Source organism: Noviherbaspirillum sp., from assembly GCF_036563305.1.
Lineage (GTDB): Bacteria > Pseudomonadota > Gammaproteobacteria > Burkholderiales > Burkholderiaceae_D > Noviherbaspirillum.
The window spans coordinates 165,579-177,777 of the sequence record NZ_DATCMQ010000012.1; the positions used below are offsets into that span (position 1 = coordinate 165,579).

The window sequence follows — 12,199 nt, forward strand, 5'->3', positions numbered from 1 at the left end:
ATCGCGGCCGCGCCGCGATGTTGGATTTACTTGTCTTTGACTTCCTTGAAGTCGGCGTCGACCACGTCCTCTTCCGCCGGCTTCGACTCGCCGCCCGCGGCCCCGGCCGCACCGGCGGCGCCTGCCTGCTGCGCCTGGGCGTCGGCGTACATCTTCTCGCCGAGCTTTTGCGCGGAGGTCGACAGCGCGGCCACCTTGGCGTCGATCTCGTCCTTGTCGTTGCCCTTGAGGGCTTCTTCGAGGTCCTTGATCGCCGCTTCGATCTTCTCCTTCTCGCCGCCGTCGAGCTTGTCGCCGTACTCGCCGAGCGCCTTGCGGGACGAGTGTACCAGCGCGTCGCCCTGGTTGCGGGCGTCGGCCAGCTCCTTCAGCTTCTTGTCCTCATCCGCGTACAGCTCGGCGTCCTTCACCATCTTCTGGATTTCCTCCTCGGAGAGACCGGAGTTGGCCTTGATGGTGATCTTGTTCTCCTTGCCGGAGGCCTTGTCCTTGGCACTCACATGCAGGATGCCGTTGGCATCGATGTCGAACGTGACCTCGATCTGCGGTACGCCGCGCGGGGACGGCGGAATGCCCTCGAGGTTGAACTCGCCCAGCAGCTTGTTGCCGGAAGCCATCTCACGCTCGCCCTGATAGACCTTGATGGTGACTGCCGGCTGGTTGTCGTCGGCGGTCGAGAACACCTGGCTGAACTTGGTCGGAATCGTGGTGTTCTTCTGGATCATCTTGGTCATCACGCCGCCGAGCGTCTCGATACCGAGCGACAGCGGGGTCACGTCCAGCAGCAGCAGGTCCTTGCGCTCGCCGGACAGCACCGAGCCCTGGATCGCGGCACCAACGGCCACTGCCTCGTCGGGATTGACGTCCTTGCGCGGCTCCTTGCCGAAGAATTCCTTGACCTTGTCCTGCACCTTAGGCATGCGGGTCATGCCGCCGACCAGGATCACGTCCTGGATGTCGGAAACCTTGACACCTGCGTCCTTGATCGCGGTGCGGCACGGCTCGATGGTGCGCTCGATCAGTTCCTCAACCAGCGATTCCAGCTTGGCGCGGGTGATCTTCATGGTCAGGTGCACCGGGGCGCCGTTGGCCATGGCGATGTAGGGCTCGTTGATCTCGGTCTGCTGCGACGACGACAGTTCGATCTTCGCGCGCTCGGCGGATGCCTTGATCCGCTGCAGCGCAATGGCGTCCTTCGACAGGTCGAGGCCGTTGACCTTCTTGAACTCGTCGATGATGTAGTCGATCATGCGCTGGTCGAAGTCCTCGCCGCCGAGGAAGGTGTCGCCGTTGGTCGACAGCACTTCGAACTGCATTTCGCCGTCGACGTCCGCGATCTCGATGATCGAAATGTCGAAGGTGCCGCCGCCGAGGTCGTACACGGCGATCTTGCGGTCGCCCTTGCCGCTCTTGTCGAGGCCGAAAGCGAGTGCCGCAGCGGTCGGCTCGTTGATGATGCGCTTGACGTCGAGACCGGCGATGCGGCCGGCGTCCTTGGTTGCCTGGCGCTGCGCGTCGTTGAAGTAGGCCGGCACGGTGATCACGGCCTCGGTCACTTCCTCGCCCAGGTAATCCTCGGCGGTCTTCTTCATCTTGCGCAGCACTTCCGCGGACACCTGCGGCGGCGCCAGCTTCTTGTCGCGCACACCGACCCAGGCGTCGCCGTTGTCGGCCTTCGCGATCTGGTACGGCATCAGGTTGATGTCCTTCTGAACTTCCTTCTCGCCGAACTTGCGGCCAATCAGCCGCTTGACCGCGTACAGGGTGTTCTTCGGATTGGTCACGGCCTGGCGCTTGGCCGGCGCGCCGACGAGGATCTCGCCGTCTTCCTGGTAGGCGATGACGGAAGGCGTGGTACGCGAGCCCTCGGAGTTTTCAATCACCTTCGGCTGGCCACCCTCCATGATGGCGACGCAGGAATTGGTCGTGCCGAGGTCGATACCAATAATCTTGCCCATGATTTCGTTCCTTTAAAAAAGCTGGATTTTTAATGTGTTGTATATGTAGAACAGCGCGCCCGTTTCAAGCGCCCTGCCCGCGTTTTTTACTGAGCTACCGTCACCAGGGCGGGCCGCAGCAGGCGATCGGCGATCATGTAGCCTTTTTGCAAGACCGTCACGATCGTGTTGGCTTCCTGTTCTGCGGGGACCATGGAGATGGCCTGATGCTTCATCGGGTCGAGCTTCTCGCCGGGAAGCGGATTGATCTCGGCCAAGCGGTTGCGCTCGAATGCCGCCGACAACTGCTTGAGGGTCATCTCGACGCCTTCCTTGAGCGAGTCGACCGAGGGGGTCTCGACCTTGAGCGCCATTTCCAGGCTGTCCTTCACCGGCACAAGGGCTTCAGCGAAGCTCTCGATCGCGAACTTGTGTGCCTTGGCGATATCCTCCTGGGCACGGCGGCGGATGTTCTCGGCATCCGCCTTGGCACGCAGGAATGCATCGTGCATCTCGGCGGCCTTTGCCTCGGCGGCGGCCAGCTTCTCGTTCGCAACATCGCCGCCGGCATGAGCGCCGGGTGCTTCCGCGGACGGCTGCTGCTCAGTGGCCAGGGTTTCCTGGGGCTGGGTCATCTGTTCAGCCTGCTCTTGCATTTTCTCTTGATCTTGCATCACAAAAAGTCTCCAGCAATCAATGACTTAGCGGTTACTGCGCCTGTAAGTGGGGCTAAGCCGTAGTTTTTCAAGGGGAATTTTCGGCACTTGCCGTTGCCTGCCAAAAAGTGTCTCGTCTTGTTACATTTTCTCGTCCGCGCATCCCTGTCAATCGCGCCCACGCGTACTACCATGATAGTAATTGCACAACAGGACCGGCCCTCGCGCCTGGATCCGGAACATCATGAAACTGCCTTTGATTTCCCTGTCGGTGGTGGCGTACTCGCTGCTTGCAGCCGCCACCATCTGTTACGCAGAACTGGTAGCGCTGTATTAGAAAATCAAGTCGGCGTCGCCGTACTATCGACTGCTTATTTGTCGGCGCCCAACTGCAGCGCCCGCTGGCGGGCGTTTTCCGCCTCACGTTGCGCGTCTTCCCGGGAATGGGGAGTGGAAAGGGTTGGCCAACCCACGAGATGCTGCTCGGCGATTTCCGCGAGCGCGCCGATCCAGTCCGCCGACTCGTTGAGACAGGGGATGTAGTGGAATTCCTTGCCACCGGCGGCAAGGAAGTCGTGTCGCGCCTCGATCCCGATCTCCTCCAATGTTTCGAGGCAGTCGCCAATAAAGCCAGGACACATGACGTCGACGCGCGAAACCCCGTCCCTGGCCAGTTGCTGCAGGGTCGGCGCCGTATACGGTTGCAGCCATTCCGCCTTGCCGAAGCGGGACTGGAAGGTCACGAGGCACTGGTCGGCCGACAGTCGCAGCTGCTCAGCCAGGAGGCGCGCCGTCTTGTGGCATTCGCAGTGGTACGGGTCGCCAAGCGTCAGGGTCCGGCGCGGCACGCCGTGAAAACTGAGCACCAGCCGGTCAGGACGCCCATGCTGTTCCCAATGCCCAAGGACCGACTGCTTCAGTGCGTGGATATAACCGTCATCGTCGTGATAATGCTTGACCATCCGCAGTTCAGGCACATTGCGGACCCGCGCAAAATGCGCAAAGACCGCATCGAACACCGAGGCGGTCGTCGTGCCCGAGTACTGGGGATAGGCCGGCAGGACCAGGATGCGGTCGCAGCCCTTGGCGCGAAGCCGGTCCAGCACCTCGGGTACGGAAGGTTTGCCGTATCGCATCGCATGAACGACCTCAATGCCGTGGCCGCGCTTCCCGAGCGCGTCCTGCAGCAACGCAGCCTGCCTTTCGGTGTGCACCTTCAGCGGCGACCCTTCCTTGCTCCAGATCGACGCATATTTGGCCGCGGAACGGCTCGACCGGAACGGCAGGACCAGTCCGTGCAGGATCGGCCACCAGGCGAGCTTCGGAATTTCCACGACCCTTGGATCGGAAAGGAATTGCTTCAAGTAAGGCCGGACGGCGGCAGCCGTCGGCGCCTCGGGCGTGCCAAGGTTGACCAGCACCACCGCGGTGCCGGGGATCGTGCCATGGGTATACGGCGCTTCTTGTCTGGGTGCCATCAGGCTTCTTGTCGAGTGGATCAGGAGGCGAGCAGTTCGCGCGCGTGTTTGCGGGTAGTGGCCGTGATCTCGATTCCGCCGAGCATCCGTGCGATCTCTTCGACGCGCGCCTTGGTGTCGAGCGCATCGATGCTGGAAACGGTCTTGCCGCCGTCGCTGCGCTTGCTCACCTGGAAATGCTGGTTGGCCTGGCTTGCCACCTGCGGCAGGTGCGTGACGCACAGCACCTGGCTGGCCTGGCCGAGACGCTTCAGCAGACGTCCGACCACTTCCGCGACGCCGCCGCCGATTCCGCTGTCTACCTCATCGAAGATCAGAGTCGGCGTCGCCGTCGAGCTCGACGTGATGACGGAAATCGCCAGGGAGATCCGCGCGAGCTCGCCGCCGGACGCCACCTTTGCCAGCGGCCGCGGCGATGTGCCCGCATGAGCGGCAACCAGGAATTCGACCTGCTCGACACCGTAGCTGGCCGGCTCGCAGGGATGCAGGGCCACCTCGAAACGGCCGCCCGACATGCTCAGTTCCTGCATCGCGTCCGTGACCGCCGTACCCAGCGCCTTCGCGGCTGCCGCGCGCGCCTTCGACAGCTTGCCCGCCGCGGCAAGATAGGCCGCTTTCAGCTTCTGCTCCTGCCCGCGCAACGCGTCGAGATCGGTGGCGTCGGCCAGCTGCCGCAGCTGCGCAGACAGGCTTTCGTACTCCAGGTGCAGGTCTTCGGGGGCGACATGGAACTTGCGTGCGGTGGAATGGATCGCGTCCATGCGCGCTTCCACCTCGTGCAGCCGATCGGGATCCAGCTCGACACGGCCAAGGTAGTCGTTGAGCGAGTAGACCGCCTCCTGCAGCTGGATGCGGGCCGGCTCGAGCGCCTCGACCACCGGCTTCAGCGCAGCGTCGATGTCGGCCAGCTTGCCCAGCTTGAGGGTCATCGCCGTGAGTTGCGAAAGCATCGGGCCGGCGTCGGACTCGGACAGGGCGTCCAGCGCTTCCTGAGCACCTTCGATCAGGCTGGCCGCGTGGGCAAGCCGGCTGTGTTCGTTGCTGACTTCGCCCCACTCGCCCGGCTTGACGGCCAGCTTCTCCAGCTCGCCCACCTGCCACTCGAGCCGCTCGCGCTCGAGCAGCACGTTCTTGGCGTTCGCCTCGAATTCGTCCAGTTGCCGCGCCAGGGCGCGCCATGCCTTGTAAGCCGCGGCCACCGCCCGCGCTTCTTCCTGCAAGCCGGCCTGGCTGTCCAGCAGCACGCGCTGCGCGTCGGTCTTGAGCAGCGACTGATGCGCATGCTGCCCGTGGATGTCGACCAGCATTTCACCCAGCTCCCGCAACTGCGAGGCGGTGGCGCTGATGCCGTTGATGTAGGCCCGGGAGCGGCCGGCATTGTCGATCACCCGCCGCAGCAGCACCCCGCCGTCGTCGTTGACAAAAGCATGTTCCTCCAGCCAGGCGTCGGCCGCGGCGCCGGCGGCGAACTCGGCGGTGATGTCGGTGCGCTGCGCCCCTTCCCGCACCACGCTGGCGTCGCCGCGGCCGCCGAGCGCAAGGGCCAGGGCATCGATCAGGATCGACTTGCCGGCGCCGGTTTCGCCGGTGAAGACAGTAAAGCCCGGAGCGAACTCGAGTTCGATGGCATCGACGATGACGAAGTCGCGGATGGAAAGGGTGCGAAGCATGTTGGCGATCTAGTCCTGGGCAACGGCAAGCCGGCTATTTTAACTGCCCGGCGACCGACGGATATTCGTGCCAGTGCAACTTCTCGCGCAACGTGTCGTAGTAGCTCCAGCCCTGAGGATGGAGAAAGGTGATCGCGTGCGCGGAGCGGCGCACGAAAATCCTGTCGTGGTGGCGCAGGCTGGCGAGCGATTGCATGTCGAAATTGACGCTGATGTCCCGTCCGCCCATGATCTCGATCACGATGGTGCTGGCATCCGGCACCACGATCGGCCGGTTGGAAAGCGCATGCGGCGCAATCGGTACGAGCACGATGCCGGACAGGCTGGGATGGAGCAACGGACCGCCGGCCGACAATGCATAGGCGGTCGAGCCGGTGGGCGTCGACACGATCAGGCCGTCGGAACGCTGGTTGTACATGAAGTGTCCATCGACTTCGACCTTCAGTTCCGCCATGCCGGTCGTCGGCCCGCGGGACACCACCACATCGTTGAAGGCCAGCGCATGGAATATCTGCTGCCCCTCCCGCATGACCGTGCCTTCCAGTAGCGAACGCTGTTCGGACTCGCGTTTTCCCGCAAGCATATCGGCCAGGACGGGAATCATTCCTTCCTGGGAAATATCGGTCATGAAGCCGAGGCGGCCCTGGTTGATACCGATCAGCGGTATCCGGTAAGGGGCGAGCTGGCGGGCGATGCCGAGCATCGTACCGTCGCCGCCGACGACGATCGCGACATCGGCATGGGCGCCGATCTCCGCCGGGGTCATGGCCGTGGCTCCCGGAAGGGAAACATTGCGGGCGGTTTCGGCTTCCAGCGCAACGCGATACCCGGCCCCCGCCAGGAAGGCAGCTATTTCGGAAAGCGAATCCTGGATACCGGCGGCCATGTACTTGCCGACAATGGCGACCGTCTTGAACTGCGTGGCATCGGGAAGTGGCTGGGAAGGCAACATGGCGGAGATTAGAACATAATTTGGACATCCGTTACAGAACACCCATTGAAGCGCCCACGCGCATCCGCATATGAAAATCAAGGCAGTCCTGTTCGACCTCGACGATACCCTGTGGCCGATCCTGCCGGTCATCAAGCGCGCCGAAAGCCTGATGTACGACTGGCTGTGCCAGCACGCACCGCGCGTCGCGGCCCGGGTGTCGATTGACGCCATGCGGGAGCGGCGGCAGCAGTTGATGCACAGCGACCCGGTGTACCAGCTCGACCTTCGCGCCCTGCGCCACGCGGTGCTGACCGAGGCCTTCGCCGACGCCGGCGAAGATCCGGCGCTGGCGGGAAAGGCGATGGAAGTCTTTTCGCGGGCCCGGAACGAGGTGGAGCCGTATCACGATGTGCGTCCGGCACTGGAGCGCCTCGGCCGTCGCCATCTGCTGGGGACGATCTCGAATGGCGTTGCCGATCTCGACGCGATCGGCCTGGCACATTTCTTTGAAGTGTCGATCGCGGCATGGCAGTTCGGGCGCGCCAAACCGGATCCGGCCATCTTCCTTGCCGCCTGCAACAGCCTGAAGGTGGCGCCGGCAGAAGCCATCTACGTGGGGGACGACCCCATGCTCGATGTCCGGGGCGCGCAGCAGGCAGGACTGCGTGCGGCGTGGATACGGCGGCCCGGACGAGGCACGGTCGAGGCGCCGCCGGAAGGACTGCAGGCCGACCTGGTGTGCAATACCCTGGATGAACTGGATCAATGGCTTGCAGCGGAAAGGTAGGAAACTGACAACGCTCAAGCGGACGTCGCAACCTCTGTGCAACAGGAGGTGGCGGCCATGGAAAGGCCTCGCTAGAATACCGACATGCAACTCGATACCCGCGCCCAGACATTGCTGAAGGCACTTGTCGAAAGATACATCGCCGACGGTCAGCCGGTGGGGTCTCGCGCACTGTCGAAAATCTCGGGACTCGACCTGTCGCCCGCCACCATCCGCAACATCATGGCGGATCTGGAGGAAATGGGTTTCGTCGCCAGCCCGCATACCTCTGCCGGACGCGTGCCGACGCCGCGCGGCTACCGCCTCTTCGTCGACACCCTGCTGACCGTGCAGCCGATTGACGAAAGCGCGTTGGAATCCCGCCTGCAGTTGCAAAGCAAGACCCCCCAGAAAATCATCGCCAACGCCGCCCAGGTGCTGTCCTCGCTATCGCAATTCGCCGGCGTGGTGATGACGCCCAAGCATGACCTGACGTTCCAGCAGGTTGAATTCCTGCGGCTGTCCGAGAAACGCATCCTGCTGGTGATCGTGTCGCCAAGCGGCGACGTGCAGAACCGGTTGCTGCTGACGGATGCCGACTACTCCCCGTCACAGCTGGTCCAGGCCGCCAACTACATCAATCAGCATTATTCCGGCCAGAGCTTCGACCAGGTCCGCAACCGATTGCAGGGCGAGTTGCGCCAGCTGCGCGACGACATGACCGCCCTGATGCAGGCGGCGGTCGAGGCCGGCAGCGACGCGATGGCCGAGGATGACGGCGTCGTGATCTCCGGCGAACGCAACCTCCTCAGCGTCACCGATCTTGCATCAAACATGACGTCGCTGCGCAAGCTGTTCGATCTGTTCGAGCAGAAGACCGGACTGATGCAGTTGCTGGACGTGTCGAGCAAGGCGACCGGCGTGCAGATCTTCATCGGCGGGGAATCCCACCTGATGCCGGTAGAGGAAATGAGCCTGGTGACCGCGCCCTATGGCGCCAATGGCAAGGTGGTCGGCACGTTGGGCGTGATTGGCCCGACGCGCATGGCCTACGAACGGGTAATCCCGATCGTCGACATCACCGCCAAGCTGCTGTCGAACGCATTCAGTCACTCCTGAGGAGCGCGCGCCGGCGGTCAGCGGTTGCGATGCGGACAGTCGGTTTTCGTGCAGTGCCCGTAAAGGGCAAGCGCATGTTCGGCAATCGAAAAGCCACGGTCTGCGGCAATGGTCTGCTGGCGCTTCTCGATTTCCTCGTCGAAGAATTCCTCCACCCTGCCGCAATCCAGGCAGACCAGATGGTCATGGTGCGACCCCTGGTTCAGCTCGAACACGGCCTTGCCGGTTTCGAAATGATTGCGATGCAACAGCCCTGCCTGCTCGAACTGGGTCAGCACCCGGTACACCGTCGCCAGGCCCACGTCCAGGTTCTCGGTAAGCAGGATCTTGTAGACGTCCTCGGCGCTGAGATGCCGCACGGGGCTGTTCTGGAATATGTCGAGGATCTTCAGTCGCGGCAGGGTAGCCTTGAGGCCGCTGGCCTTCAGATCGGAGGAATTGCTGGGCATGTTGTTGGTCGGAACGCGGTTATCTGCTTTATCATATAGCGTTTTGCCCCAATTGCTCAACGAATTGAGAATTCAACATGCAAATGCCGTTCGTCCGCTCTGATCGCAAGACCGCCGCCGGCGTGGTCCTGCTTGCCGTTGCCGCCGCCCTCGCCGGGTGCGCATCGAAGAACCCGCTGATCGACGAACCGGCTCCGGCTGCAAAGGCACCGTCTGCGCCGGCACCGGCGACGGCCGCGCCCGTCGCCGCCACCGCCACCGCCACCGCCACCGCCACCGATTCTGCGCCTGCCGCGCCCGCAACCGCCAGCCGCGCGGAACCGCCCGCAAGCAGCAACAACGGCAACAATGGCGTGGTGACGACCGGACCGACCGGCATCCAGCGCTTCCTCGGTTTCCTGTCTCCCTACAAGATCGACATCCAGCAGGGCAACTTCGTATCGCGCGAAATGATCGCGCAGTTGAAGGAAGGCATACAGCGGCCGGGAGGGGTGACACCCGAGCAGGTACGTTTTGCCCTCGGGACGCCGCTGGTCACCGACATCTTCCACGACGAGCGCTGGGACTACGTCTTCCGCCTGAAGAAGCGGAACGGCGAGGTGATCTCCAGCCGGGTCACGGTCCACTTCAAGGACAATCGCCTGGCCGCCATCGACGGCGGCGACTCGCTGCCGACCGAGCAGGAATACCTTTCATACATCGCCGACAGAAAATAAGGGCGGAATCTCCATGACGACAATGAATATCGCGGTGGCCGGCGCGTCCGGTCGCATGGGCCGCATGCTGATCGAAACCATCGTTGCGGCGGAAGACGCCCGGCTGGCCGGGGCCCTTGACGTCGCCGCCGCGCCGGGGATCGGCAGCGATGCCGCCGCCTTCCTCGGCAAGCCCGCCGGCGTGGCGATCGAGAGCGACCTGGCCAAGGGCCTTGCGCACGCCGGCTTCCTGATCGACTTCACCCGGCCGGAAGGCACGTTGCAGCACCTGGAATACTGCGCGGCGCACGGGATCAAGATGATCATCGGCACCACCGGCTTCGATGAGGCGGGCAAGGCCGCGATCGCCGCGGCCGCAAAGAGGACCGCCATCGTCTTCGCGCCGAACATGAGCGTCGGCGTCAATGTCACGCTGAAGCTGCTCGAGATGGCGGCAAAGCGCTTTTCACAGGGCTATGACATCGAGATCATCGAAGCGCATCACCGGCACAAGGTCGATGCGCCGTCCGGCACCGCACTGAAGATGGGCGAAGTAATCGCCGACGCCCTCGGACGCGACCTGAAGGACTGCGCCGTCTATGCGCGCGAAGGCGTGACCGGGGAACGCGATCCGTCGTCGATCGGCTTCGCCACCATCCGCGGCGGGGACATCGTCGGCGACCACACGGTACTTTTCGCCGGCATCGGCGAGCGCATCGAGATCAGCCACAAGTCTTCCAGCCGTCTCAGTTATGCCCATGGCAGCCTGCGCGCCGCCCGCTTCCTCGCGGACAAGCCGCATGGCCTGTTCGACATGCAGGACGTGCTGAACCTGCGCTAGCAGCATGCCGCGCCAGCCGGGGCGGGCCGACAACGCCCGCCACGAGGCCGCAGGCCGCGCTTCCCCTTCTGTCCGGCGGCCCTGCCCCCTCTCTTTCGTCCGCTCCGGCCTCAAACGGCGCGTCAACCTTTGACCGGTGGTACCGGCCCTGCATTGCGTTTACACTCTGGATCGATCCATCACCTGACGACGCCATGAACGACACCACCGGATTCGCGCATTACTGGGCCCAGGGAGACGCGGTAAGCCACGCCGTGGCCTACCTGCTGCTGCTGATGTCGGTCGCAAGCTGGTACTACATCTTCTCCAAGTCCTGGAGTTCCTGGCGCATCCGCCGCAGCGCGGGCGCGCTGGAACGCTTCTGGAAGGCGCCCACGCTGCAGGACGCCGTCGCCATCATGCGCGACGCCGACCGCGAGCAGGTATATGCGCCGCTCGCCGCGCAGGGCGTGGAGGCCGCGAACATGCGGCGGCAGGCGGGGTCCCTTGATGCGACCAGCGATCCCGGCGAGCTGATCACGCGCACATTGCGGCAGGAGATCAATCGGGTGTCGGCCCGGTTGGAAAGTGGCCTGACGCTGCTGGCCTCGGTCGGGTCCACGGCCCCGTTCGTCGGCCTGTTCGGCACGGTCTGGGGGATCTATCATGCGCTGGGCGCGGTCTCCTCCAGCGGCACGATCCAGATCGACAAGGTCGCCGGACCGGTCGGCGAAGCGCTGGTCATGACCGCGCTCGGGCTGGTGGTCGCGATTCCGGCGGTGCTTGCCTATAACGCCTTCACCCGTGTGAACCGGCTTACACTGGCCGAACTGGACGGTTTCGCGCACGACCTGCATGCATACCTGACCACCGGCGCCCGCGTCGGCAAATAGGGAAACACAATGGCATTCGGCGGATTCAACGACAACCGGCAACCGGCTCCCATGGCGGAGATCAATGTCACGCCCATGGTCGACGTGATGCTGGTGCTGCTGGTCATCTTCATCATCGCGGCACCCTTGTTCACCCATGCGGTAAAACTGGAACTGCCGGCCGCGCAGGCCGCGCCCGCGCCCCAGCAGCCGGATGCGATTGCGTTGTCGGTCGACGCCGCCGGCCAGCCCTACTGGAACAATGAGGCGGTGGCAATGGACATGCTCGGGGCGCGCCTGGCGGAAGCGGCGAAGAGGGAGCCGCAGCCCGAACTGCTGCTGCGCGCGGACCGTGACACCCGCTATGAGACGATCGCGCAGGTGATGGCCGCCGCGCAACGCAGCGGCATGACGAAGATCGGTTTCGTCACCGAGAGCCGGGAGAAATAGGGATGGCGCATGCATTCCTCGACGGCGGGCGCATCGACGGCTGGGCCGCATTCCACGACGCATGCCGGACCGCGTTCGGCTTCCCCGATTACTACGGCCGCAACATGGACGCGTGGGTCGACTGCATGAGCGGCCTGCGCGACGATGACGACATGACAAGTTTTGTGCTCGCGGCCGACGAGATGCTCGAGATCGAGGTGGGCGCCGCCGACACGCTGCGCCGGCGCGCCCCGCACATTCTCCAGGCCTTGCAGGACTGCGTGGACGAAGTCAACACCCTTTGCGCCGAACACGGCGAAAAACCCGCTTTGCTGCTCGTTCTGCGCTGATCTTGCACTGAAATTCGCAGTTGC

13 protein-coding genes are annotated in these 12,199 nt (G+C 63.8%); 7 read left to right on the plus strand and 6 right to left on the minus strand.

What is annotated here, in order from left to right:
• Positions 1-26: 26 nt before the first annotated feature.
• From dnaK to VIM12_RS10290, 5 genes are all read right to left on the minus strand, one after another.
• The gene (gene dnaK / locus VIM12_RS10270; RefSeq protein WP_331941526.1) at positions 27-1,958 is read right to left on the minus strand and encodes a molecular chaperone DnaK; all 1,932 of its coding nucleotides are present in this window, start codon (positions 1,956-1,958) and stop codon (positions 27-29) included.
• 86 nt (positions 1,959-2,044) lie between these two features.
• On the minus strand, positions 2,045-2,611 hold the full coding sequence (gene grpE / locus VIM12_RS10275) for a nucleotide exchange factor GrpE (RefSeq protein WP_331941570.1): 567 nt from the start codon (positions 2,609-2,611) through the stop codon (positions 2,045-2,047).
• A 353-nt stretch (positions 2,612-2,964) separates the two neighbouring features.
• Positions 2,965-4,071 carry a ferrochelatase gene (gene hemH, locus VIM12_RS10280; protein ID WP_331941527.1) on the minus strand — a complete coding sequence of 369 codons (1,107 nt, stop codon included), beginning with the start codon at positions 4,069-4,071 and terminating at the stop codon, positions 2,965-2,967.
• Between the two features lie 20 nt (positions 4,072-4,091).
• Positions 4,092-5,741: a DNA repair protein RecN gene (recN, locus tag VIM12_RS10285; protein ID WP_331941528.1), complete on the minus strand. Its 1,650-nt coding sequence runs from the start codon at positions 5,739-5,741 to the stop codon at positions 4,092-4,094.
• Between the two features lie 34 nt (positions 5,742-5,775).
• The gene (locus VIM12_RS10290; RefSeq protein WP_331941529.1) at positions 5,776-6,693 is read right to left on the minus strand and encodes an NAD kinase; all 918 of its coding nucleotides are present in this window, start codon (positions 6,691-6,693) and stop codon (positions 5,776-5,778) included.
• A 70-nt stretch (positions 6,694-6,763) separates the two neighbouring features.
• Between VIM12_RS10290 and VIM12_RS10295 the strand changes: the two genes are divergently transcribed.
• Positions 6,764-7,462: an HAD family hydrolase gene (locus tag VIM12_RS10295; protein ID WP_331941530.1), complete on the plus strand. Its 699-nt coding sequence runs from the start codon at positions 6,764-6,766 to the stop codon at positions 7,460-7,462.
• Between the two features lie 84 nt (positions 7,463-7,546).
• Complete coding sequence (hrcA, locus tag VIM12_RS10300; RefSeq protein ID WP_331941531.1) at positions 7,547-8,560, plus strand: heat-inducible transcriptional repressor HrcA; 1,014 nt, start codon at positions 7,547-7,549, stop codon at positions 8,558-8,560.
• Between the two features lie 17 nt (positions 8,561-8,577).
• Here hrcA and fur read toward each other — a convergent pair whose 3' ends face one another.
• Complete coding sequence (gene fur, locus VIM12_RS10305) at positions 8,578-9,009, minus strand: ferric iron uptake transcriptional regulator (RefSeq protein WP_331941532.1); 432 nt, start codon at positions 9,007-9,009, stop codon at positions 8,578-8,580.
• 77 nt (positions 9,010-9,086) lie between these two features.
• Between fur and VIM12_RS10310 the strand changes: the two genes are divergently transcribed.
• The 5 genes from VIM12_RS10310 to VIM12_RS10330 all read left to right on the plus strand — a co-directional run bounded on the left by VIM12_RS10310 (position 9,087) and on the right by VIM12_RS10330 (position 12,175).
• Positions 9,087-9,725 carry an outer membrane protein assembly factor BamE gene (locus VIM12_RS10310; protein ID WP_414691774.1) on the plus strand — a complete coding sequence of 213 codons (639 nt, stop codon included), beginning with the start codon at positions 9,087-9,089 and terminating at the stop codon, positions 9,723-9,725.
• A gap of 13 nt (positions 9,726-9,738) precedes the next feature.
• On the plus strand, positions 9,739-10,545 hold the full coding sequence (gene dapB / locus VIM12_RS10315; RefSeq protein ID WP_331941533.1) for a 4-hydroxy-tetrahydrodipicolinate reductase: 807 nt from the start codon (positions 9,739-9,741) through the stop codon (positions 10,543-10,545).
• A 194-nt stretch (positions 10,546-10,739) separates the two neighbouring features.
• The gene (locus VIM12_RS10320) at positions 10,740-11,417 is read left to right on the plus strand and encodes a MotA/TolQ/ExbB proton channel family protein (protein WP_331941534.1); all 678 of its coding nucleotides are present in this window, start codon (positions 10,740-10,742) and stop codon (positions 11,415-11,417) included.
• Positions 11,418-11,426: 9 nt separating this feature from the next.
• The gene (locus tag VIM12_RS10325) at positions 11,427-11,846 is read left to right on the plus strand and encodes a biopolymer transporter ExbD (protein WP_331941535.1); all 420 of its coding nucleotides are present in this window, start codon (positions 11,427-11,429) and stop codon (positions 11,844-11,846) included.
• A 2-nt stretch (positions 11,847-11,848) separates the two neighbouring features.
• The gene (locus tag VIM12_RS10330) at positions 11,849-12,175 is read left to right on the plus strand and encodes a barstar family protein (RefSeq protein WP_331941536.1); all 327 of its coding nucleotides are present in this window, start codon (positions 11,849-11,851) and stop codon (positions 12,173-12,175) included.
• Positions 12,176-12,199: the final 24 nt, after the last annotated feature.

Coding starts and splice junctions, on each gene's coding strand:
- grpE (WP_331941570.1), bottom strand. CDS start 2,611: ATGCAAGATCAAGAGAAAATGCAAGAGCAGGCTGAACAGATGACCCAG.
- VIM12_RS10295 (WP_331941530.1), top strand. CDS start 6,764: ATGAAAATCAAGGCAGTCCTGTTCGACCTCGACGATACCCTGTGGCCG.
- dapB (WP_331941533.1), top strand. CDS start 9,739: ATGACGACAATGAATATCGCGGTGGCCGGCGCGTCCGGTCGCATGGGC.
- hemH (WP_331941527.1), bottom strand. CDS start 4,071: ATGGCACCCAGACAAGAAGCGCCGTATACCCATGGCACGATCCCCGGC.
- VIM12_RS10290 (WP_331941529.1), bottom strand. CDS start 6,693: ATGTTGCCTTCCCAGCCACTTCCCGATGCCACGCAGTTCAAGACGGTC.
- VIM12_RS10310 (WP_414691774.1), top strand. CDS start 9,087: ATGCAAATGCCGTTCGTCCGCTCTGATCGCAAGACCGCCGCCGGCGTG.
- dnaK (WP_331941526.1), bottom strand. CDS start 1,958: ATGGGCAAGATTATTGGTATCGACCTCGGCACGACCAATTCCTGCGTC.
- VIM12_RS10330 (WP_331941536.1), top strand. CDS start 11,849: ATGGCGCATGCATTCCTCGACGGCGGGCGCATCGACGGCTGGGCCGCA.
- VIM12_RS10320 (WP_331941534.1), top strand. CDS start 10,740: ATGAACGACACCACCGGATTCGCGCATTACTGGGCCCAGGGAGACGCG.
- VIM12_RS10325 (WP_331941535.1), top strand. CDS start 11,427: ATGGCATTCGGCGGATTCAACGACAACCGGCAACCGGCTCCCATGGCG.
- recN (WP_331941528.1), bottom strand. CDS start 5,741: ATGCTTCGCACCCTTTCCATCCGCGACTTCGTCATCGTCGATGCCATC.
- hrcA (WP_331941531.1), top strand. CDS start 7,547: ATGCAACTCGATACCCGCGCCCAGACATTGCTGAAGGCACTTGTCGAA.
- fur (WP_331941532.1), bottom strand. CDS start 9,009: ATGCCCAGCAATTCCTCCGATCTGAAGGCCAGCGGCCTCAAGGCTACC.